The following is a 20,774-nucleotide window of genomic DNA, read 5'->3' on the forward strand; positions in this document are numbered from 1 at the left end:
GACAAATATTGGCAAAGGTAAAGGATGCAGGCATGACACCATTGCATGGACCTGATGGTTTGATTTACGCATTTTTGATGGACCGAAAGGGCGGTGCCCGCGCGCTGGGCTGGGATGAGGTCGGCCAGTGGGATGCCTCGCAGGGTCTGCTTTGGCTGCATCTTGACTATTCCCATGAAGCCACACGTGGCTGGCTTTCGGATGGCAGTGGATTGCCGCCGCTGGCCGTGGAGTCGCTGCTGATGGAAGACACGCGACCCCGTGCCGCCCCGTTGGGCGCAGGTCTCCTATTGGCGCTACGCGGGGTGAATCTGAACCCTGAAGCCGACCCCGAGGACATGGTGTCGATCCGGCTTTATGTCACCGCCGATCTGATCGTCAGTACGCGCAAACGCAGACTGTTATCGGTGTCAGACATGGTCGCCGAGATGTACAGCGGCATCGGCCCTGTCGACAGTGGTGATTTCCTGGTGAGTCTGGCCGACAGGCTGGTCACGCGGATGAGCGATACGGTGGACGAGTTTGAAGACCGCGTCGCAGATCTTGAAGAGCAGGTCTTGTACAGTGGTAACGGTGAATTGCGCCAGCCGTTGGCCCAGTTGCGGCGCCAGACCATTGGTCTGCGCCGCTACCTGGCACCACAGCGCGAGGCGCTGGCACGGGTGGTCAACGAGCCGCTGGGCTGGATGAGTGACCATGCACGCATGCGCATGCGTGAGGTGTCCGACCGCCTGGTACGCCATATAGAAGACCTGGATGCAGTGCGCGAGCGCGCGGCCGTCACGCAGGAAGAGCTCATGAGTCGCTTGTCGGATCAGCTCAACAGCCGGCTCTATGTACTGTCGCTGGTGGCGGCCATTTTCCTGCCCCTGGGCTTTTTGACCGGGCTGCTGGGAATCAATGTAGGTGGAGTGCCGGGGGCTGAAAACCCCTCGGCCTTTATGGAGTTTTCGCTCTTTTTGGTCGTGCTGGTCGCGGTACAGATATGGATCTTCCGCCGCAAGCGCTGGCTCTGACGGCGATTTATGACAGAGAGTAACGCCATGTTGGAAATGATTGGTTGGCGCGAGTGGATGTCGCTGCCGGAACTGGGTATCGAGCACATCAAGGCCAAGGTCGATACCGGCGCCCGTACTTCCTGCTTGCATGCGTTCAAGCTGGAGCACTTTCACGAGCGCGGAGCGCTCTGGGTGGCTGCCGATGTTCACCCTGTACAGAATAACCAGGAGCAGGTGCTGCATTTTGTTGCGCCGGTGCTGGATGAACGATCGGTCACCGATTCGGGTGGCCATCGTGAAAAGCGTGTCGTCATTCAGACGCTCGCCCGCCTGGGCGAGCATGAATGGCCTATCGAGATGACGCTGACCAATCGCGACAGCATGAAATTTCGCATGCTGCTCGGGCGCACCGCCATGCTCAACCGTTTTGCCGTCGATCCGGCGGCCTCATTTTTGTTAGGAGCTAAGCCATGAAGCTGGCGATTCTTTCCCGCAATGCGCAGCTGTACTCCACCCGTCGCATGGTGGAAGCTGCCAAGGCGCGCGGTCATGACGTACAGGTCGTCGATGTCCTCAAGTGCTACATGAACATCAACATGCAGCACCCTGAAATTCATGTAAAAGGCGAGGTGCTGTCTGATTTCGATGCGGTGATTCCGCGTATTGGGGCATCGGTCACCTTCTACGGCACGGCGGTACTGCGTCAATTTGAAATGATGGGCACTTATCCGCTGAACGAGTCGGTGGCCATTTCCCGCTCCCGCGACAAGCTGCGCTCCATGCAGCTGCTGTCGCGCAAGGGCATCGGTCTGCCGATCACCGGTTTTGCCAACAAGCCCGCCGATATCCCCGATCTGGTGGAAATGGTGGGCGGCGCGCCGCTGGTGATCAAGTTGCTCGAAGGCACCCAGGGCATCGGCGTGGTACTGGCTGAAACCCGTCAGGCAGCCGAGAGCGTGCTTGAAGCCTTCATGGGACTCAAGGCCTCCGTCATGGTGCAGGAGTACATCAAGGAAGCCGGCGGTGCGGATATCCGTTGCTTCGTCATCGGTGACAAGGTGATTGCTGCGATGAAACGCCAGGCCAAGGCCGGTGAATTCCGCTCCAACCTGCACCGTGGTGGTGCGGCCAGCCTGGTGCGCCTGACGCCTGAAGAGCGCAGCACTGCCGTGCGCGCGGCGCGTACCATGGGCCTTAACGTGGCAGGTGTAGATATACTGCGCTCCAACCACGGCCCGCTGGTGATGGAAGTCAACTCGTCACCGGGTCTGGAAGGTATCGAAACGGCCACCGGGCTGGATGTTGCCGACCGGATCATCCAGTTCATCGAAAAGAACCACAGTAGCCTCAAGACCCGCACCCGCGGCAAGGGCTGATCTGACTTGACCCCGAAAGGGTGATTTAGCGTCTTGGCTCACTTCAAAGCCCCGGTTTACCTTTCACGGTGACCGGGGCTTTTTGTCAGGGGCAGGGCGGAAGATGCTGAGTGCGCGGATGTGCCATGCGGCTCTGTACCCTGAAGCCGCCCTCAGGCACCCCGCCGGCTCAGGGCCAGGGTGCTTTTCAGGCGAGAGCGGCCAAAGGCGGCGATGGCCAGAAACTCGTTCACTTCCACCGGTACGTCTATGTAGTCCGTTTCGCTTTGCCATTCGTCACGATCATGATCCGGGTCAGTGAGATAGACAAAGCGCTGGTCAGCGGCGGTAATAATGACCCAGTGGGGGGCCTTGTTGCGGTTCAGGCGCCAGGTGCTGATCAGGCTGATCAGGACATCACCGTTTTGAATATGCTCCTGCAGCTGCGCCGGCGTCATCTCCTGGTTACGTCGGCGCCATAACCGGTACCGACAACCACCGTGCGTTCTTGGAATTTTCTATGTTACCGTTGCTGCTGGTCGCGCTGCAGTTATGGATATTCCGCCGTAAGTGATGGCTTTAATTGGATTTTTCTAACTTTATCGACGTAGGAACGGAAACTAGCGATGCTGGAAGCCATAGGGTGGCGCGAGTGGATGTCGTTACCGGAACTGGGGATAAACCGGATCAAGGCCAAGGTCGATACGGGGGCCCGTACTTCCTGCCTGCATGCCTTTCGGGTAGAGCCCTTCCGTGACAAGGGCGCGCTCTGGGTCGCGGCCGACATGCATCCGATACAGGGCGACCAGGAGACGGTGCTGAGCTTCGTGGCACCGGTACTGGACGAGCGCCTGGTGTCGGACTCCGGTGGTCATCGGGAACAGCGTTTTGTGATCGACACGCTGGCGCGAATGGGTGAGCACGAATGGCGCATCGAGATGACGCTGACCAACCGCGACAGCATGAAATTTCGCATGCTGCTGGGACGCACCGCGATGCACGGTCGCTTTACCGTCGATCCGGCCGCCTCGTTCCTTCAAGGAGAATAATAATGAGACTGGCAATACTGTCACGAAATTCCAAACTCTATTCGACGCGCCGGCTGGTCGAGGCCGCTCAGGAGCGGGGGCACGAGGTCAAGGTGGTCGACGTGCTCAGCTGCTATATGAACATCAATATGCAGCAGCCGGAAATCCACGTGAAGGGGGACGTGCTGCAGGGGTTCGACGCCGTCATACCGCGCATCGGCGCCTCGGTGACCTTTTACGGCACCGCGGTGCTGCGCCAGTTTGAAATGATGGGCACCTATCCGCTGAACGAGTCGGTGGCCATCTCCCGTTCGCGGGACAAGCTGCGCTCCATGCAGCTGCTGTCGCGCAAGGGCATTGGCCTGCCGATAACCGGGTTTGCCAACAAGCCGGCCGATATTCCCGACTTGGTGGACATGGTCGGCGGTGCCCCGCTGGTCATCAAGCTGCTGGAAGGCACCCAAGGTATTGGCGTGGTGCTGGCCGAAACCCGCCAGGCGGCCGAAAGCGTACTGGAGGCCTTCATGGGCTTGAAGGCGTCGGTCATGGTGCAGGAATACATCAAGGAAGCTGGCGGGGCAGACATCCGCTGCTTCGTGATCGGCGACAAGGTCATTGCGGCCATGAAGCGCCAGGCCAAACCCGGCGAGTTCCGCTCCAACCTGCACCGCGGCGGCACCGCCACCCTGGTGCGCCTGACGCCGGAAGAGCGCAGCACCGCGGTGCGGGCCGCCCGTACCATGGGCCTGAACGTGGCCGGTGTCGACATCCTGCGTTCGAGTCATGGCCCGGTGGTGATGGAGGTTAACTCCTCGCCCGGCCTCGCGGGCATCGAAGCCGCGACCGGTCTCGACGTCGCCGGCCGCATCATCGAGTTCATCGAGAAGACCTCCGCCATCCACAAGACCCGCACCCGCGGCAAGGGCTGATCACCGATCATTCGGGCGAGGAAGGACAGGGGCGGCAAGGTTGTGCGCCCCTGTCCCGGCTGGCATCTTGCGCCGCGATGACGTGCTCGGCCAACAGCCGAAACGGCATTATTGAGATGGGAATGCCGTGCGACGCCGTCACCTGAATATCCACCCTGCCTGTCTTTCCCTCAGCCGCACTGGTTCTGTCGCCCAAAAGTGTGGGTGCGTGGACCATCCCTTGCGTGTATGGCCCCCGTCAGACTGGCAGTCCCAGTGCGAGCTCAGGGGCTGCGCCGGCTCAGTGCCACGGTGCTCTTGAGGCGCGAACGGCCAAAGGCGGCCATGGCCAGGAATTCGTTCACCTCCACCGGCACGTCGATGTAGTCGGTCTGGCTTTGCCATTCGTCGCGATCGTGATCCGGATCGGTCAGGTAGACAAAGCGCTTATCCGCGGCGGTAATAATGACCCAGTGGGGCGCCTTGTTGCGGTTCAGGCGCCAGGTGCTGATCAGGCTGATCAGGACATCACCGTTTTGAATATGCTCCTGCAGCTGGGCCAGGGTCATTTCGCGCTCACGGATGTCGACGCCGGTTTCCAGCAGTTGCTCGGTAAAGTCTTCGTGGGCCAGGGTGATGACCTGCTTTTTTTCAGGATTGCGAACACTGTCGATAAAGGGCACCTGAGTGCTGTTGCAGTACAGACGCACAGCGAAGCCGCGGCGCCATGCACTGAGCGCCAGCCCCTGGGGAGAGCAGCCGCCATGCCCTGCGGTCATGAAGATGGTGGTGGATTCGCGCCAGATCTGCAGCTCTTCGCGTCGGGTCATGCGGTATTCGGGTACCAGGGCATGCATGCCCATCATCAGGCTGGCCGGGCCACAGGTAAAGGGTGTGGTCTGTTCATAGAAGGCGGTGCGGGTCTTGCTGCCAGCCAGTGCCTGGCGGCGGATGGGCTTCTCCATCTTCAGTGCGCTGGCGCCGTCTTCGTAATAGTTCTCGATCGTGCCGATGGGACGGTAGCCGCTCTGTTCATAGAGCGCGATGGCACTGCGGTTGCCCACGTTGACTTCCAGGCGCATGAAAACGCAGAGCTGCTCCCGAGCGCTTGTCTCGGCATCCAGCAGCAACTGGCGAGCAATGCCGCGTCCGCGCATCTGCGGCAGTACGGCCAGCGAGTAGAGGCGGGCCAGGTGGGTGCCCTTGCGGTACAGCACCAGGGTGTAGCCGGCAATTTCCTCGTCACTGAAGGCCAGCAGCAGGCTCGCATGACCGTGTTTGATCAGGCGCTGAAAGCTGCGCCGTGACAGCTGATCACTGCTGAAACACTGCTGTTCGATATCGAGCAGGGTATCTATGTCGGCGCGGGTGGCCGGGCGGGTGCTCAGGGTTTTCAAGCTTGTTTGTCCAAAGAAACCGTTGGAAAAAGAGCAGGCTCGGGACGGCAGGAAATTACCGGCAAGTAAGCCATGCTGCATGAACGTAGCACCATTGGCCCTGGCCAATGCGATCGCTTTCAAAGCCCGGTAAAGTGACTAAATACCACCCGGCTTTCAAGGATCAAAATCAAACGGGCAGGGATGCCTGCGTGGTTGTCAGGCCAATAATATCACTGCAATCCGGCCCCGGTATGCGGGCTGAATTAAATTTATTCGAGGGCCTGCCAAGGTCTTGTATCGGCAGGCGCCGGGCGCGCATAATCGCGAAAATTCACCCCTGCTGGAATAGCCAAAACGATGTCTTCTTCTTTTTACGTTGTGGTCGATGACCTGGCTGACTGGGCGCCCTATTACCCCAGTAAAGACGTCATTTCCTTTGATCAGTATCTGGCCCTGGCGGACAACACCAAGCGCTCCGGCCGCGTGCGCATCATCAACTGCTGTCGCAACAGCCGGGCGCTGGGCCGGGGCTATTATTGCTCGCTGCTGGCCGAGGCGCGGGATCATCACGTGATTCCGTCGGTGCGGGTGATCAATGATCTGCGCCGCAAGTCGCTCTATACCCTGCAACTGGATGGGTTGGGCAGTACCCTGGACAGTCTGGCCGGTCGTATTTCGGGGGATCAGTCCAGGATCGAGCTGCGCATTTTCTTCGGTGAAGTGCTGATGAGCGAGCTGTCGCCTATCGCAAAGCAGCTGTTTGAGCGCTTTGCGTGCCCGGTGCTGGAGGTGCGTCTGAAGCGGGGCAAGGTATGGCAGGTGGATAGCATTCGTCAGCTGTCGCTACGCGATATCAAGCTTGAGAGCGAGCAGGAGCTGTTTGCGGCGGCGCTGGAGCGGTTCAGCAACCGCATGTGGCGCAAGCCCCGTGCCCGCACGCGTTACCGCTTTGATCTGGCCATGCTGGTGGACCCGGATGAGGCACTGCCTCCAAGCGACAAGGATGCCATCAAGCAGTTCATCGACAGTGGGCGTCAGCTGGGCATCAATGTGGAGCTGATCGGCAAGCGCGATCTGATGCGCCTGCCGGAATACGATGGCCTGTTTATTCGTGAAACCACGGCCATCGACCATCACACCTACCGCTTTGCCAAAAAGGCCGAGGCGGAGGGGCTGGTGGTGCTGGATGATCCGACCTCGATTCTGCGCTGTACCAACAAGGTGTACCTGGCTGAACTGCTGCGCATCAACAAGATCGCCACACCCGCGACCCGCATAGTCAGCAACACCGATAAGGCCGCGCTGGATGAGATGATCCAGGCGCTGGGTTTCCCCATTGTGCTGAAGATCCCCGATGGCGCCTTTTCCCGCGGTATGATCAAGGCGCATAACCGTCAGGAGCTGCTTGCCGGTTTGAAGGAATTGCTGCATAGCTCGTCCCTGGTGCTGGCGCAGGAGTTTCTGTACACAGATTACGACTGGCGTATAGGTGTGTTGAACAACAAGCCGTTGTTTGCGTGCCGATACTACATGGTCAAGGATCACTGGCAGATCTACCGGCATGGCAGTAGCGGTGATGTGGATTCCGGTGGCTTCGATACGCTGCCCACCTACGAAGTACCGCCCGCCGTACTGGAAGCGGCGCTTAAGGCGACTCGCCTGATCGGTGATGGTCTCTATGGCGTGGACCTGAAACAGAGTGGCGACCGGGTGGTGGTGATTGAGGTGAACGACAACCCGAGTATCGATGAGGGGGTGGAAGACCGTTTTCTTGGCGTGGCGCTCTATCACGAAATCATGGCCGAATTTCTGCGCCGCATGGAGTTGAATCGCCGTTAGTCTGGGCCAGGTTATGACCCGCGGGTGCTGTATCGCTGCCAGGCAGGCAAAGGGGCGGTGCCCGTTTTTAGGGTGCAAGGGTGTCGCGGCGCTCGAAAAAAAGGCACAAAAAAACCGGCGCCTGACAAAAGGTACGCCGGTTTTTTAGTTGTCAGAACGTCTTAGATGACGCTGACGTTCTCAGCCTGAGGACCTTTCTGGCCCTGAGTCACGTCGAACTGTACTTTCTGGCCTTCAGCCAGGGTACGGAAGCCGTCGCCAGTGATAGCGCGGAAGTGAACGAATACGTCCGGACCGTTATCCTGAGCAATGAAACCGTAACCTTTTTCTTCGTTGAACCACTTAACAGTGCCAGTAGTAGACATTGTTGAACTCCATAAGGATTTTGTTTTACGTAAAGCCCGGCAGTATCGTAAACGACAGCCACCAAGGCGGGTCTAGCTGAGAAATGCAGGAATTCCGTTATGAAGATCAGAACCATACTAACTACTAAGAGGAGCATCGTGCGTTGTCATCAAACTGGAGCTGTATTTCAAGCTTGTTAGGAGGATAGCGAATTCTAGGGGGAAGTCAACTCCAAATGACGGACACGTATGGATATTTTCAGGTGCTGTAAAGTTGGCTGGGCTTTGGTTCTTGTTGCGGTGCAATGCAGGCGGGAATTACCATGCTCACGGCTTCTGGTCGCGGCCAGCCTGGATTGTATTGTGCCCGGCACAGGGGCAGAACGGTGTGGTACAGGTGTGCTGCAAGGCTGCGTCTCGAGCTGTGCGCAGACCCGCTGGCCGGTCACTCGACCCTTCCATGGCAGGGCGGGTGAATGCAGCAGGATCTATCTCCCAGGGGGTGTTGTCGTGGTACGGTCATTGCAGCAGAATATCGTGCCACATCTGTGGCGGGAACGTTGCCTCTTGGGCTTCATTGGGCGTTTCCGATAACCGGTGGCCCAGTCTGTACCCCGGCACCGTCAGCACGTGCATGTGTTTTTAGGGGTGACGACAAGGAAACAGGGGGCGCCTGCTTGCCCGCCAGATTAATAATACGGCAGGACGACACTTGCCGCTTGAGAGCAAATCTATGTATACACACCCCTTGCGTGACCAGATTATTGGCGAAGTGCATGCTCGGCCGTTTCAACAGATCAGCGCGCCTCTGGCGTTGCTTCAGATTGCCATTTTGCATGATGACCAGGCTCAGGATGCGATAGAGCGCAGGGTACGGGAGCTCGCGGTTAAGCAAGGTTTTGAGCTGGACGCGGCGGGTTGTGGCTTCTTTTTCACCCGTCAGGGTGAGCGCGCTCTGCGATACGAGCCGCACAGCGAATTTTACAGCCTCACATTTTACCGGTTTGGCGACACCGTTGTCCCTGAAATACCTTCTGGCTGGAACGAGCAGTTACCGGGCGCTTTCCTGTGCGGCGTTGAGGTGCTGTTTCGAAGTGAAGCGCCTGATTTCGACGGCTGGGCGGAAGAGCACTTCAACCCGGATCGGCCGGGTGCCTCCCAGATCAACGGGTCCGATGTAATGGGGCACGCGGCGGCGCTGCGTACCGATTTTCGTGCCCGCAGTGACAGCGGCTTCAACCGCGTATTGGTGCAGGATCAGGGCGGTATGACGCTGTTCCAGGCCGGCCGGCTGTTGCAGCGTATCTGCGAGATCGAAACCTATCGTCACATGGCGCTGCTGGCGCTCCCGCTGGCGCTGGAAACCATGCCCATGGTGTCACAGCTGGATCAGCAGCTGGCCGGCGTGGTGGAGCGTATTGCCGAGCCCGACAGCGATGCTGCGTTGCTGTTGCAGGAACTGATGGCGCTGGCGGCCCAGGTTGAGGATCTGTCGGCCCATACCGCGAATCGCTTTTCGGCCACCGAGGCGTATTTTGCCCTGGTGGACCGGCGCATAGCCGAGCTGCGCGAGTCGCGTATCGAAGGCCTGCAGACGGTTGAGCAGTTCATGGAGCGGCGGCTGGATCCGGCCCACCGTACCTGTCGCTCGACCGGTGAGCGTATCGAGCGGCTGTCGCAACGTATCGGCCGGTCGACCGACCTGATCCGCTCCCAGGTCGACCTGTCGATAGAGAACCAGAGCCGCGATCTGCTGCGCGGTATCAATCACCGTGCCCGCAGTCAGCTGCGTCTGCAGGCCAAGCTTGAAAGCTTCACGGTGATCGTGGTGACCTACTACGCCTTCGACCTGATCGACCGCTCGCTGCGCAACGTAGTGGTGGATGAATCGCTTGAAACCCGTGCCAGCTTCATCCTCAGTGCCTCGGTGCCGATCATCGCACTGGTGCTGTTCTGGTATGTTCGGCGGCTGCTTAAGGCGTATGACAAGGACGAGGAATGACGTTCAGCGGGGGTATCCTGTTACCGCTCGCCAGGTTCATCAGCGTACAGGCTCAGCGACTGCAGCGTGGCCTTGAACGCCTCGGCCGCCGGCGGAATCCAGCGGTCCTTGCGTTGAATCAGGGCTATTTGCCGCGTGATGCGCGGTTCCAGCAGGGGCCGTACGCTCAGCTCCGTCTCGTCCAGTGAGCCGACGCCCAGCGAGGGCAGCACGGCTATGCCCAGGCCCGCCTGGGTGAGGGCAATGGCGGAGGACATATAACTGACTTCAAATGCCACCTGCAGATTCCAGGTGGCAAGGATGGCGTTCTTGTCCATCAGGTGGCGCACACTGGTTCCGGTTCGCATGGCAATCAGTGATTCAGCGCCCAGTGCCTTCCATGTAACAGCCGAATTCTGTGCCAGGGGATGCGCTGCCGGCAGTACCGCCACCAGCGCATCCTGGGCCAGCAGCGTCGTGGAGTAACCCGCGGCGAGTTCGGGCGTCAATACGGTGATGCCAAGGTCGGCATCCGATGCCTCGACAGCCGCGATGATGCCATCGGCCGGACAGTCGATAATCTGTATGTCGATGGCGGGGTATTGCCGGCAGAAGCTCGCGAGTGCGGCGGGCACGAGCGACGTTGCAATGGATGGCAGCACCGCCAGTTTGACGCTGCCCTGTTCCAGGTCGGTGATGGAGCGAATGTCGGCAAGGGTGCGTTCCATGTCCCGGACCATGCGCCGCGCATCGGGCAGCAGGTAGCGGCCGGCGACGGTCAGATTGACGGACCGGGTGGTGCGGTCAAACAGTTTGACGTTCAGCGCGGTTTCCAGATCACGAATAATGACGCTCAGCGTGGGCTGGGTTATGTGCAGGCGCTCGGCGGCGCGCGTGAAGTTTTGTTCCGCCGCGACCGTCAAAAATGCGCGCAGGTGGCGTATGTCTACATTCATAGAAAATCTCTATTTATACATACAAATAATTCGTTTAAACAATATAACAGGGAGTGATTCAATCGCGGTATCCAATCAAACCGGGAACAGATAATGACAACGCGTCTGATGGTCGGTGGCGGTGCAGGGTTTGCAGGTGATCGTGTTGATGCTGCACTCGCGGTCGCTCAGGATCTCGCGACCCATACGGGTCCCCGCTACCTTGTTTTTGAAACCCTGGCCGAGCGCACGCTGGCACTGAGCCAGGACCCGATTGCACGGGGCGAACGCGAACAGATGATGCTGCGCCGACTGCGCGTTGTGCTCCCGGTCTGCCTTGAGGCGGGCATTCCGCTGATCGGAAATTTCGGTTCCTGGAATCCAGAGCAAACGGCTGAAAAAATTGTCAGCCTGTGCGCAGAGCTGGGATGCCGGATTCCCCGGGTTGCCATTGTGACCGGCGACGACCTGCTCGAGCACTGTTCGGTCGAGCAAATTCTCGGTCTCGATCTGGATGCCCAGCCCGAAACCGATGAACAGCTGACATCGGCCAACGTCTATCTGGGCGCCTTTCCGATTGCTCAGGCGCTGGATCAGGGCGCTGATCTGGTCATCACCGGTCGGGTTGCCGATCCTGCGCTGGTGCTCGGGCCCATGATCAGCACCTTTGGCCTGGCCGAGACGGACTGGGACGCGCTGGCATGCGGCACCCTGGCGGGACACCTGATTGAGTGCGGCGCGCAGATTTGCGGTGGCTACTTTGCCGACCCGGGTTTCAAGGATGTGCCGGATCTGGCGTCGGTTGGTTTCCCGATCGTGGAAATATCCGACACCTTTGACTGCCTGATCCGCAAGGCCGCCGGCACCGGTGGCTGCGTCACTGAACGCACGGTGATTGAACAGCTGTTGTATGAAATTCACGATCCGGCGGCCTACCTGACCCCCGACGTGGTGCTGGATATCAGTGGCGTCAGCGTCACGGAGCTGGGGGCTGACCGGGTGCGGGTCAGCCATGCCCGCGGCAAGCCCCGGCCTGACCGGCTCAAGGCGACGCTGTGCTTCAATGCCGGCTGGATAGGTGAAGCCGAGATTTCCTATGCCGGGCCCAACGCCATCAGCCGTGCGCGACTGGCGATAGACATCATTCGTGCCCGGGCGGCCAGGCTGGATGCCGGTTTGCCGTTGCGGTGTGACCTTGTGGGTGTGGTCAGCGCCTTTGGCTGCAAGGCAGGCCTGTCGGATTCAATTACTCAATTGCAGACGTCGCTTGGTGCGCTGCCAGGCTGGCCCGAGGATGTGCGTGTGCGGGTTGCGACCCTGGCACCCCAGCGTGAGCGGGTGGCTGAATTGCTGGCCGAGGTAGAGGCGCTGTACACCACAGGGCCCGCCGGCGGAGGCGGTGTGCGCACCAGTATCCATCGGCGCATCACCACGGCCGCGGCGGCTGTACCGCGTGATCTCGTTTCCACCGCGCTGGTTTTTTCCAAGCCGTTAGAGGGAGACCGCGATGTCCGTATCTCTGGTTGAAGTACCGCTGCATCAGGTTGCGCACGCCCGTGCCGGTGACAAGGGCAACCGCCTGAACATATCGCTGGTCGCCTACAACCCGGAACTCTGGCCCTGGCTGATGGAGCAGGTAACCGAGGCCGTCGTGCTGGCCGGATTTGCCGGTCGCAGTCCCAGTGGGGTAAAGCGCTATGTGCTGCCCCAGCTCAGGGCCATGAATTTCGTCATCGATGATGTGCTGGAAGGCGGTGTCAACCGCTCGCTGGCGCTGGATCGTCATGGCAAGACACTGTCGTATCTGTTGCTGTCGCTGACCGTACGGGTACCCGCACAGTTGCTGACGCGTTAATCCAAACCGAAAATCCGCGGGCATTGAGTGATCAATGCCGACGGCGGGTTCCATACTGCAATAAAAATAAGGCTAACAGACATGTTCAAGAAACTGCTCGCTGTCACCGCTACAGTCACGGCACTGTCCAGTACCGTTGCGCTTGGTGAAACGGATCTGCTGATCGGTACGACATCGGCCTCCTCCAGTCACTACGGGTACTTTGTCGCGGTATCAAAGCTCATTAACAGTGCCGTGCCGGACGTCAAGAGTTCGGTCGCCGAAACTGGCGCCACCCTGGATAACCTGCGCCGCTTGAGTCGCAATCAGGTGGATATCGGCCTGATCACGACCAATACCCTGTATGAGGCCTATAACGGGGTCGACAGCTTCGAGGGGAAGGCTGTGCCGTCGAAATTGCTGTGGATTTATTCGCTGGCACCACAGAATGTGGCCGTGCGTGCCGACGCCGACGTGACCCGTCTGTCACAGCTGGCGGGCATGGCTTTCAATCCGGGCATTCGGGGTTCCTCGACCGAAGCCACCAGTGAGCGGGTGCTGCAGCTGCTGGATATCAGTCCGGACTACGTTCGCGGCTCCACCAGCGACGTCGTGAATGCGATCAAGGACAATCGGGTGGTGGGCTACGTCAAGTCAGGCGCCGGGTTCAAGCTCGATGCCTCTACGCGTGATATCGCCGCCCAGACACCGCTGCACATTCTGGGATTAGCGCCCGAGCAGATTGCAAAGGTGGAAACGGCCTTGCCTCAGCTGTCGATATTCAATGTGCCGGCTATCGACGAAATGCAGGTTCCGGCCTACAGCACCTGGGGCTTTGCGGTGGGTGCTTCGGCCAGCGAAAAACTGGACGACGAGGTGGCCTACGCGATCATCAGGGCCGTGATGGAGGATGATTCGCAGCAGGTCGCGGCCATGGCCAGCCTCAAGGGCCTGAACCTGGCTGAGATGACCCTGGCTTACGCCACATCGCCGCTGCATCCTGCCACCGTGCGCTATCTGCAGGAAAAGGGTTACGAAGTACCGGCGCGCCTGATCCAATAAGCTAATTGCTGGATACCGACACGATGATACCTTTTGATCACATTCGTGAGCGACTGGGACAGCTGATCGCCTTTGCGCTGGTGTGCTTTGTGCTCTTCACCTCGGCGTTTGGCGAACTGACCAGTCTGATACAGCGCCCGGTCTTTCTGTTGCTGGTCATTTTGCTGGGCACGCTGCACTTCCCGCTGTGGCGCAAAAGCCGCCTGCGGCCGCTGGGCCGGCTGATCGATCTGGCCATGGCGGCTATGGCGCTGGTCGCCTGCGGCTACATCATTGCCAAGTCGGATGACATCATGACCGGGCTGCCGATGGCGCAAACGCTTGATCTGGTGCTGTGCTGGGGGCTGGTGGTGCTGCTGCTGGAACTTGCGCGCCGTACTGTGGGCTGGATATTCCCGCTGATGGTCGTCCTGATGCTGGCCTATACGCTGCTGGGGGCTGATTTGCCTGAACCCCTGCGCCATCGCGGATTTGATATCTACTTCGTGACCGAAACGCTGTTTCTCGGTGACCTGGGGTTATGGGGCATGTTGCTGGGGGTAGCGGCGACGGTGATTGCCGCCTTTACGGTCTTCGGCAGTCTGCTGCTGCAGTCGGGTGGGGGGCAGGCGTTGCTGAACCTGTCTCTGCGTGTGGGTGGTCGCTCCAGGGGTGGTGCGGCCAAGATTGCGACCATCGCCTCAGGGCTGTTTGGCATGGTGTCTGGCAGCTCCGTGGCCAATGTGGCGACCACCGGCAATTTCACCATCCCGATGATGCGCAGGCTCGGCTACCCGCCTGCGCTGGCGGGCGGTGTCGAGGCGGTGGCGTCAACCGGAAGTCAGCTGGCGCCGCCCATCATGGGCGCGGCTGCCTTTATCATGGCGGAGCTGATCGACAAGCCGTATACGGAAATTGCCCTGGGGGCCGTGCTGCCGGCATTGCTGTTCTATGGGGCGATCTTTCTGACCATTCATTTTCTGGCCATTCGACTGCGGCTGGATCCGGTTCCCGAAAGCGAGCTGCCGAGCTGGCGTCAGGCGCTGAATCCGACCTATCTGCTGCCGGTCGTGGCGGCCTTTGCCGGGCTGCTGTTCGGCATTGTCAGCGGCAACAGCATCCAGACCACCGCGTTCTATGCGATTTGCGGTGTGGTCATCGGCTTTGTCGGTGTCCGTTTGCCCATCGGTTCCAGGGCGAAGCCCGAGACCGAATCCGTTGCGGTGATACTGGCCGCCATTGCAACCGATGTTGCCAAGGGACTGGTGGTGGTCGGTGTCCTGCTGGCCTGTGCCCAGATCCTGGTGGCCATGATCAACCTGACGGGTGTCGGTGTGGCCATGGCTTCGGGCATCCTGGCGCTGGCGGGTGACAGTGCCCTGAGTGTGGCGATCATCGTGGCGCTGGTTTGCATGATCATGGGCATGGGTGTGCCGACAACGGCGGCCTATGTGCTGGTGGCCTCGGTCATGGCGCCGGCGCTGACGAACATGGGGTTCGAGCCCTATGCGGCCCACATGTTTGTGTTTTTCTACGCGACCTTGTCCGTCATTACGCCGCCGGTCTGTATAGCAGTCTTTGTGGCGGCCGGTATTGCCGGTGAGCGCTGGATCAGGGTCGCCCGGTGGGCGCTGACGTTGTCGGCCGTTACCTACCTCATACCCTTTCTGTTTCTGTTTTCCCCGGGGTATCTGGGACAGGGCGGGGCCATGGCAATCATCAATGCGGTGATCTTTGGAGGCGTGATCTGCGTTGCCGTCAGCGTGCTGCTCAGTGGGCTGGTGGCGCGTAATGTGCCGGCGCTGCTGACCTGGTTGGTTGTTGCGGTATGTGCAGCCTGGCCATCGCTCTATGTTCAGGCCGGTGCCCTGGCGCTGCTGGGACCCGCCGTCTGGCTGCTGCGTCGGCACCTGCGCGTGCAGGACCTGCCTGTCGCGGCGCAGCCCAGTCGCGTGCTGTAGGCGCTGATCAGGTGACTGAGCCGGCCGGCCTGAGCGCCGGCCTGTTGCGCAAAAGCGCCTTTGCCAAAAAGCCCGCCAGTTTCCTGGCGGGCTTTTTGACATCGTTGATGTGAACATCTGCTGATTCGAATATCTGCCGAATCCTGGCCTCAGGCCAAGTCCGCCGGCTTAGTCGACGAGCAGTGCCTTGGCATGGAAGCGCAGATGGTCTTCGATAAAGCTCGAAATAAAGAAGTAGCTGTGGTCAAAGTCCGGCTGCATGCGCAGCTGCAGCGGGTGTCCGGCTGCTTCGCAGGCGGCCTGCAGGGTTTCGGGCTTGAGCTGCACGGCCATAAAGTCGTCCGCCTCGCCCTGATCCACCAGCAGTGGCAGGCGTTCTGTCAGCTCGCTGCGAATCAGCTCGCAGGCATCGTACTGTGCCCAGGTGCTGCGGTCCTCACCCAGGTAGCCGCTGAAGGCTTTCTCGCCCCAGGGGCACTGGCTGGGGTTGCTGATGGGCGCGAAGGCCGACACAGACGCATAGCGGCCCGGGTTTTTCAGCGCGCTGATGAGGGCGCCATGGCCACCCATGGAGTGGCCGCTGATGCTGCGCCTGTCGCTCACCGGAAAGCTGGCTTCAATCAGTGCCGGCAGTTCGATATTGACGTAGTCGTACATGCGATAGTGGCTGCTCCAGGGCGCCTGGGTGGCATTGACGTAAAAGCCTGCGCCGCTGCCAAAATCATAGCTGTCGTGCTCGCCCGGCATATCAAAGCCGCGCGGGCTGGTGTCGGGGCAGACAAGTACCAGGCCGAGCTCCGAGGCCACGCGCAGGGCGCCCGCCTTCTGAGTGAAGTTTTCATCTGTGCAGGTCAGGCCCGAGAGCCAGTAAAGGCTGTGGCAGGGGGCACTGAGGGTCTGTTCAGGCAGGTAGATGGCAAAAATCATGTCGCAATCAAGGCTGCTGGAGCGGTGGCGATAGCGCTCGAGCCAACCATTGAAGGCGCGGTTACGGGAAATACGTTCCAGGCTCATGGTGATGTATCCGGGTAGGGTGATAGAAAAAACCGCACATCGCTTCTGTAGCGCGCAGATAACACAAAGGGCCATCAGGCCCTTTGTGTGTACTTGCGATGTTCAGGCGGGATCAGAACAGCACAACAGAGCGGATGCTTTTGCCTTCGTGCATCAGGTCAAATGCCTTGTTGATGTCTTCCAGGCCCATGGTATGGGTTACGAAGTCATCCAGAATAATCTCGCCGTTCATGTACTGATCGACATAGCCAGGCAGCTGGCTGCGGCCCTTGACGCCACCAAAGGCGGTACCGCGCCATACGCGACCGGTGACCAGCTGGAACGGTCGAGTGCAGATTTCCTGGCCGGCGCCGGCAACACCGACGATAACCGACTCACCCCAGCCCTTGTGGCAGCATTCCAGTGCCGCGCGCATCAGGTTGACGTTGCCGATGCACTCAAAGGAGTAGTCGACCCCGCCGTCGGTCAGATCGACGATAACGTCCTGGATCGGCGCATCGAATTTCTTCGGGTTGATGAAGTCGGTGGCACCCAGAAGGCGGGCCATCTCGAACTTGTCTTCGTTGATATCGATGGCAATGATGCGTCCGGCCTTGGCCATGACAGCACCTTGAATGGCGCTCAGGCCAATGCCGCCGAGGCCAAAGATCGCAACGGTGGAGCCCGGTTCAACCTTGGCGGTGTTGAGAACCGCGCCGATACCGGTGGTCACGCCGCATCCGAGCAGACACACTTTATCCAGCGGTGCCGCCTTGTTGATCTTGGCCAGGGCAATTTCCGGTACCACGGTATATTCCGAGAAAGTGGACGTACCCATGTAGTGGAAGATTGGCTTGCCGTTGAGCGAGAAGCGGCTGGTGCCGTCCGGCATCAGGCCCTTGCCCTGAGTGGCGCGAATCGCCTGACACAGGTTGGTCTTGCCGGATTTGCAGAACTTGCACTGTCCGCACTCGGGAGTGTAGAGCGGAATTACGTGATCGCCGGGCTTGAGCGTGGTTACGCCAGGGCCGATTTCTTCGACCACGGCACCACCTTCGTGCCCAAGAATGGACGGGAAGATGCCTTCGGGGTCGTCACCGGACAGGGTGAAAGCATCCGTGTGGCATACGCCGGTGGCAACCATGCGTAACAGGACTTCACCCTGTTTCGGGCCAGCGACATCGACTTCTTCGATTTGGAGAGGCTTACCAGCCCCCCAGGCAACCGCTGCGCGGGACTTCATAGGAGTATCCTTGATGTTTGATTAAAGAATATGGCGTTCTGTACCTTAGCCCGGACAAGCGCGTTTGTCTGGGTGTTGTTCACCCTGGTGGCGGGTGATGCCGGGTGAGCCCTGGGCGGCGGTGACAGTAATACGAAGCCGCCAGTTTATCGAGTGGCACGGACAAGGTTAAGTGTTCTGGCTGCACAACATTGTTGCCCAACTGCAATAATGCGATTTTGGCTGGCCCGCAATCGGGCTGCGCCAGGCTTCACGCCCGCAGCGTCAGTGGGCGTGCGCGAGCGAGGAAGCTGAGAATGTCGCGCCGGCTGATCACGCCATTGAGCTGGTTATGACGATTGATCACGGGCAGGGCATTAAGATCCCGCTCCAGCATCAGTAATGCGACCTGGCGAATATTTTCGTTCTCGCTGACCGCGATAACCGGTTGCTGCATGAGTGTGCTGATCGGGCCGCCGCTGACAAAGCTGATCTTGCCATCGCGAATCATCAGGCACTTGAGTACTTCGGTGCGGGTCAGCATGCCTACCAGCTGCGCCGGCGGGTCTATGACCACAAGCTGCGCGATATCGTGCTGTTGCATGAGGTGCCAGGCATCACCCAGATTTTGCAAGGTGGTAATGGTGATGGGCGGGTATGACATCAGGCTGGCGACAGTGCCTGTTGTCTGGTCGTCTGATTGCGGCCGTGACGGTTCGCTCAAGGCCGGGTCACGGTAAAGCCGTGTAGGGTCGAGCCGAGCGGCGCCACGCGACTTCTGCGCGGGCGACCGGGGTCTTGCTATGGTACGGGGCTGGCCCAGGTAAATTCTGAGCTGGTCCGATGTCCCTTCGAATACAGGCCCCGCCGAAGAGAAAAGTTTAAACAAGCTCAAGCTCCAGGCGACGTTGCCTGCCTGGCAACCTGTGATTGCTTTAAGATTAGACCAAGTTGCAGGCGCCTTGTAGCACGATACCCAGGTCAGTAATGGTGCACAAACGTGTTCGTCGCGGCGATGAATGGCTACACTGCGGCATGGGTGTAATGCAGGCTCAACCCAGAGCCGATCTCGGTTCCACTATCAGGAGTATTCAGATGATACAGACAGGTGACAGGATTCCGGCCGTTAACATAACCGTGCTGACGGCTGAGGGGCAGGAAACCCTGCCGGCGAGCGAGCTGTTTGCCGCAAAGAAGGTTGTGCTGTTTGCATTGCCAGGGGCTTTTACGCCCACCTGCTCAAATACCCATTTGCCGGGCTACGTGGTCAAGGCGGATGACTTCTTTGCCAAGGGCGTTGATATGATCGCCTGCCTGTCCGTCAACGATGCTTTTGTCATGCGTGCCTGGGGCGAAAGTCAGAATGCCGAGGCCATTACGATGCTGGCCGACGGCGGTGGTGCCCTGACGCAAGCGCTGGGGCTGGGCGTCGATACGGGGGACTTTGGCGGCATGCGCTCGCGTCGTTATGCCATGCTTATCGAGGACGGTGTAGTCACTGCCCTCAACGTCGAAGAGCCGAAAAAATTCGAAGTCAGCGACGCCGATACGATGCTGGCGCTGCTGTAAGACCCAGGGGGAAGCGCGCTACTGCGGTGGGATTTGATGCAGGTCAATTCCCGCTGTATCGGCCGGGTTGCATCGCTATCGGGCCATGGGAAATTTGAGCTGCGTCAATATTCGCACCGGCAGATGCGGATAATCTCTGTTGTAACTGCAATGCAATACAGAGGTGACGCAAATGTTCGGTCTGGATGTCTACAGCTTAGAAGTGTTACTGCCAAGTGTTGTTGGAGTACTGGCGATCGCATCGGTCATGACGTGGGGGTGTGTACGGGTCTGTCATCTGGTGAAGCAGGATCCGCACCGTTAATCGGGTGTTGCCTGTTCACCGGGTCAGCCTCTCAGGCCTTCAGTACCCACTGAAAATCCCAACATAAACCGCGCAACGCAGCTTGCGCGGTTTATTTGTTTTGGCCTTTGCTAGCGGGTCATGCGCTGCTGCGTACGCGCGTACTCTTTAATGCGCGTTGGGCCCCATCCATCTAAATTAAAACGTAAATTAAAATTAAAAATTTTTATTCGCCGGGGGCGTTCGTCCCGAATAGTAACGCCTATACTTTTATCAGGTTCAGCTGTATAGCTGCTGTTACGCTTTAGCGGTTTGGGCCAGAGGCTTTGGCCTTGTCGCCACCGGAGTGTGGGCTGAAATATGAACACTTTATCTGGGCAAAGGTTAATGGAAGACCTTGGATTGCCCTATTTCAGGACGATCTCGACATTTGGTGCGCTAAGCGACACCACTGTTGTGCACCTGATCAGGTGCGGTGAAGTACAGGCACTGGAGCCCGGCGAAATACTGTTCGAGGCGGGTGATCCGTCCGAAGGGTTCTATATCATTCTCAAAGGCCAGCTGGCCTTCCATAAATACCACCAAGGCCATTACGGCTTTATCCGCAACTACCATTTTGGCGAGAACATCGGCTTCGTCGGCATGATCGCGCTACATCGGCGTATCGGGCGCGCGCGTGCGGTGGGCGAGGTGATCGTGGTGAAAATTTCCACTCGACTGTTCAATGATCTGTATGAAACCAATACGCAGGAATTTGCCCTGCTGCTGATGAACCTGTCGAGGGATATGGCCCGAGGCATTCGCGCCGTGGACAACCTGCTTGTGGAGCAGCATTACTCGGCGATGAATGCACAGGGCCGTAAAGCGGTCGCTGCCGATGTTGACGAGGTGGACCTCGAAACGGCAGATGTCGCGACAGCGGATACGGGTAGGGCGGCAAAGGTGCGATACCTGGCCGGGCTACGCTAGCAGCCTAACCCGGCCAGACTCCTAGCAGACTGTTGAAAAACTACCTGCGTTGCTATTGCGGCGTTAAAAATCGGATCAAATCGGTCTTTCCCTCGCTACGACCGGCTAAGCCCGACAGGCAGCTAGGTAGCCTAA

Annotated in this window: 20 protein-coding genes; 13 read left to right on the forward strand and 7 right to left on the reverse strand. The window is 59.3% G+C overall.

The genetic code is table 11. From position 1 onward, the window contains the following. Positions 1 to 32 precede the first annotated feature (32 nt). Genes zntB through rimK (F451_RS0104920) form a run of 3 tightly spaced genes read left to right on the forward strand, consistent with a single transcriptional unit; the run spans position 33 to position 2,374 of the window. On the forward strand, positions 33 to 1,016 hold the full coding sequence (zntB, locus tag F451_RS0104910) for a zinc transporter ZntB (RefSeq protein ID WP_020680236.1): 984 nt from the start codon (positions 33 to 35) through the stop codon (positions 1,014 to 1,016). A 27-nt stretch (positions 1,017 to 1,043) separates the two neighbouring features. After that, complete coding sequence (locus F451_RS0104915; RefSeq protein ID WP_020680237.1) at positions 1,044 to 1,472, forward strand: ATP-dependent zinc protease family protein; 429 nt, start codon at positions 1,044 to 1,046, stop codon at positions 1,470 to 1,472. Then, entirely contained in the window at positions 1,469 to 2,374 is a 906-nt protein-coding gene (gene rimK / locus F451_RS0104920) for a 30S ribosomal protein S6--L-glutamate ligase (RefSeq protein ID WP_020680238.1), read from the forward strand. Before F451_RS0104915 ends, rimK (F451_RS0104920) begins: the two co-directional genes overlap by 4 nt. Positions 2,375 to 2,526: 152 nt before the next feature. On the opposite strand, the gene F451_RS0104925 is transcribed toward rimK (F451_RS0104920), so the two are convergent. Continuing rightward, a complete protein-coding gene (locus tag F451_RS0104925; RefSeq protein ID WP_020680239.1) occupies positions 2,527 to 2,811 on the reverse strand; it encodes a peptidase C39 family protein in 285 nt (94 codons plus the stop codon). A gap of 168 nt (positions 2,812 to 2,979) precedes the next feature. On the opposite strand from F451_RS0104925, the gene F451_RS0104930 reads away from it, so the two are divergent. After that, positions 2,980 to 3,402, forward strand: a complete 423-nt coding sequence (locus F451_RS0104930) for an ATP-dependent zinc protease family protein (RefSeq protein ID WP_020680240.1) — start codon at positions 2,980 to 2,982, stop codon at positions 3,400 to 3,402. 2 nt (positions 3,403 to 3,404) lie between these two features. Next, positions 3,405 to 4,310 carry a 30S ribosomal protein S6--L-glutamate ligase gene (gene rimK, locus F451_RS0104935; RefSeq protein WP_020680241.1) on the forward strand — a complete coding sequence of 302 codons (906 nt, stop codon included), beginning with the start codon at positions 3,405 to 3,407 and terminating at the stop codon, positions 4,308 to 4,310. 263 nt (positions 4,311 to 4,573) lie between these two features. Here the strand turns inward: rimK (F451_RS0104935) and F451_RS0104940 are convergent, their stop codons facing one another. Then, positions 4,574 to 5,686, reverse strand: coding sequence for a GNAT family N-acetyltransferase/peptidase C39 family protein (locus F451_RS0104940; protein ID WP_205623968.1), 1,113 nt, complete (start codon positions 5,684 to 5,686; stop codon positions 4,574 to 4,576). Between the two features lie 339 nt (positions 5,687 to 6,025). Between F451_RS0104940 and F451_RS0104945 the strand changes: the two genes are divergently transcribed. After that, positions 6,026 to 7,507: a RimK family alpha-L-glutamate ligase gene (locus tag F451_RS0104945; RefSeq protein WP_020680243.1), complete on the forward strand. Its 1,482-nt coding sequence runs from the start codon at positions 6,026 to 6,028 to the stop codon at positions 7,505 to 7,507. Positions 7,508 to 7,668: 161 nt separating this feature from the next. Here F451_RS0104945 and F451_RS0104950 read toward each other — a convergent pair whose 3' ends face one another. Next, positions 7,669 to 7,872 carry a cold-shock protein gene (locus F451_RS0104950; RefSeq protein WP_020680244.1) on the reverse strand — a complete coding sequence of 68 codons (204 nt, stop codon included), beginning with the start codon at positions 7,870 to 7,872 and terminating at the stop codon, positions 7,669 to 7,671. Positions 7,873 to 8,584: 712 nt separating this feature from the next. Here F451_RS0104950 and F451_RS0104955 point away from each other — a divergent pair. Further along, a complete protein-coding gene (locus F451_RS0104955) occupies positions 8,585 to 9,853 on the forward strand; it encodes a DUF3422 domain-containing protein (protein ID WP_020680245.1) in 1,269 nt (422 codons plus the stop codon). 20 nt (positions 9,854 to 9,873) lie between these two features. Here the strand turns inward: F451_RS0104955 and F451_RS0104960 are convergent, their stop codons facing one another. Then, a complete protein-coding gene (locus tag F451_RS0104960) occupies positions 9,874 to 10,788 on the reverse strand; it encodes a LysR family transcriptional regulator (RefSeq protein ID WP_020680246.1) in 915 nt (304 codons plus the stop codon). Between the two features lie 93 nt (positions 10,789 to 10,881). Between F451_RS0104960 and F451_RS0104965 the strand changes: the two genes are divergently transcribed. The 4 genes from F451_RS0104965 to F451_RS0104980 all read left to right on the forward strand — a co-directional run bounded on the left by F451_RS0104965 (position 10,882) and on the right by F451_RS0104980 (position 15,603). Then, positions 10,882 to 12,294, forward strand: a complete 1,413-nt coding sequence (locus F451_RS0104965) for an acyclic terpene utilization AtuA family protein (protein ID WP_020680247.1) — start codon at positions 10,882 to 10,884, stop codon at positions 12,292 to 12,294. Further along, the gene (locus F451_RS0104970) at positions 12,275 to 12,622 is read left to right on the forward strand and encodes an AtuA-related protein (RefSeq protein WP_020680248.1); all 348 of its coding nucleotides are present in this window, start codon (positions 12,275 to 12,277) and stop codon (positions 12,620 to 12,622) included. Before F451_RS0104965 ends, F451_RS0104970 begins: the two co-directional genes overlap by 20 nt. Positions 12,623 to 12,703: 81 nt before the next feature. Continuing rightward, positions 12,704 to 13,663: a TAXI family TRAP transporter solute-binding subunit gene (locus F451_RS0104975; protein ID WP_020680249.1), complete on the forward strand. Its 960-nt coding sequence runs from the start codon at positions 12,704 to 12,706 to the stop codon at positions 13,661 to 13,663. Positions 13,664 to 13,686: 23 nt separating this feature from the next. After that, positions 13,687 to 15,603, forward strand: a complete 1,917-nt coding sequence (locus tag F451_RS0104980; protein ID WP_020680250.1) for a TRAP transporter permease — start codon at positions 13,687 to 13,689, stop codon at positions 15,601 to 15,603. Positions 15,604 to 15,771: 168 nt separating this feature from the next. On the opposite strand, the gene fghA is transcribed toward F451_RS0104980, so the two are convergent. The 3 genes from fghA to F451_RS0105000 all read right to left on the reverse strand — a co-directional run bounded on the left by fghA (position 15,772) and on the right by F451_RS0105000 (position 18,482). Beyond that, the gene (fghA, locus tag F451_RS0104990) at positions 15,772 to 16,617 is read right to left on the reverse strand and encodes an S-formylglutathione hydrolase (RefSeq protein WP_020680252.1); all 846 of its coding nucleotides are present in this window, start codon (positions 16,615 to 16,617) and stop codon (positions 15,772 to 15,774) included. Positions 16,618 to 16,729: 112 nt separating this feature from the next. Next, positions 16,730 to 17,839, reverse strand: coding sequence for an S-(hydroxymethyl)glutathione dehydrogenase/class III alcohol dehydrogenase (locus tag F451_RS0104995; protein ID WP_020680253.1), 1,110 nt, complete (start codon positions 17,837 to 17,839; stop codon positions 16,730 to 16,732). A gap of 250 nt (positions 17,840 to 18,089) precedes the next feature. Beyond that, complete coding sequence (locus F451_RS0105000; RefSeq protein ID WP_020680254.1) at positions 18,090 to 18,482, reverse strand: CBS domain-containing protein; 393 nt, start codon at positions 18,480 to 18,482, stop codon at positions 18,090 to 18,092. Positions 18,483 to 18,913: 431 nt separating this feature from the next. Between F451_RS0105000 and F451_RS0105005 the strand changes: the two genes are divergently transcribed. Both F451_RS0105005 and F451_RS24845 read left to right on the forward strand, forming a co-directional pair. After that, complete coding sequence (locus F451_RS0105005) at positions 18,914 to 19,387, forward strand: peroxiredoxin (RefSeq protein ID WP_020680255.1); 474 nt, start codon at positions 18,914 to 18,916, stop codon at positions 19,385 to 19,387. 670 nt (positions 19,388 to 20,057) lie between these two features. Next, positions 20,058 to 20,639, forward strand: coding sequence for a cyclic nucleotide-binding domain-containing protein (locus F451_RS24845; protein ID WP_020680256.1), 582 nt, complete (start codon positions 20,058 to 20,060; stop codon positions 20,637 to 20,639). Positions 20,640 to 20,774 lie beyond the last annotated feature (135 nt).

Source organism: Marinobacterium rhizophilum DSM 18822 (genome assembly GCF_000378045.1).
GTDB classification, from domain to species: domain Bacteria; phylum Pseudomonadota; class Gammaproteobacteria; order Pseudomonadales; family Balneatricaceae; genus Marinobacterium_A; species Marinobacterium_A rhizophilum.

Excerpts from the sequence above, each read along its gene's own strand:
- zntB (WP_020680236.1), top strand. The coding sequence starts at position 33 with ATGACACCATTGCATGGACCTGATGGTTTGATTTACGCATTTTTGATG.
- F451_RS0104915 (WP_020680237.1), top strand. The coding sequence starts at position 1,044 with ATGTTGGAAATGATTGGTTGGCGCGAGTGGATGTCGCTGCCGGAACTG.
- rimK (WP_020680238.1), top strand. The coding sequence starts at position 1,469 with ATGAAGCTGGCGATTCTTTCCCGCAATGCGCAGCTGTACTCCACCCGT.
- F451_RS0104925 (WP_020680239.1), bottom strand. The coding sequence starts at position 2,811 with ATGACGCCGGCGCAGCTGCAGGAGCATATTCAAAACGGTGATGTCCTG.
- F451_RS0104930 (WP_020680240.1), top strand. The coding sequence starts at position 2,980 with ATGCTGGAAGCCATAGGGTGGCGCGAGTGGATGTCGTTACCGGAACTG.
- rimK (WP_020680241.1), top strand. The coding sequence starts at position 3,405 with ATGAGACTGGCAATACTGTCACGAAATTCCAAACTCTATTCGACGCGC.
- F451_RS0104945 (WP_020680243.1), top strand. The coding sequence starts at position 6,026 with ATGTCTTCTTCTTTTTACGTTGTGGTCGATGACCTGGCTGACTGGGCG.
- F451_RS0104950 (WP_020680244.1), bottom strand. The coding sequence starts at position 7,872 with ATGTCTACTACTGGCACTGTTAAGTGGTTCAACGAAGAAAAAGGTTAC.
- F451_RS0104955 (WP_020680245.1), top strand. The coding sequence starts at position 8,585 with ATGTATACACACCCCTTGCGTGACCAGATTATTGGCGAAGTGCATGCT.
- F451_RS0104960 (WP_020680246.1), bottom strand. The coding sequence starts at position 10,788 with ATGAATGTAGACATACGCCACCTGCGCGCATTTTTGACGGTCGCGGCG.
- F451_RS0104965 (WP_020680247.1), top strand. The coding sequence starts at position 10,882 with ATGACAACGCGTCTGATGGTCGGTGGCGGTGCAGGGTTTGCAGGTGAT.
- F451_RS0104970 (WP_020680248.1), top strand. The coding sequence starts at position 12,275 with ATGTCCGTATCTCTGGTTGAAGTACCGCTGCATCAGGTTGCGCACGCC.
- F451_RS0104975 (WP_020680249.1), top strand. The coding sequence starts at position 12,704 with ATGTTCAAGAAACTGCTCGCTGTCACCGCTACAGTCACGGCACTGTCC.
- F451_RS0104980 (WP_020680250.1), top strand. The coding sequence starts at position 13,687 with ATGATACCTTTTGATCACATTCGTGAGCGACTGGGACAGCTGATCGCC.
- fghA (WP_020680252.1), bottom strand. The coding sequence starts at position 16,617 with ATGAGCCTGGAACGTATTTCCCGTAACCGCGCCTTCAATGGTTGGCTC.
- F451_RS0104995 (WP_020680253.1), bottom strand. The coding sequence starts at position 17,839 with ATGAAGTCCCGCGCAGCGGTTGCCTGGGGGGCTGGTAAGCCTCTCCAA.
- F451_RS0105000 (WP_020680254.1), bottom strand. The coding sequence starts at position 18,482 with ATGTCATACCCGCCCATCACCATTACCACCTTGCAAAATCTGGGTGAT.
- F451_RS0105005 (WP_020680255.1), top strand. The coding sequence starts at position 18,914 with ATGATACAGACAGGTGACAGGATTCCGGCCGTTAACATAACCGTGCTG.
- F451_RS24845 (WP_020680256.1), top strand. The coding sequence starts at position 20,058 with ATGGAAGACCTTGGATTGCCCTATTTCAGGACGATCTCGACATTTGGT.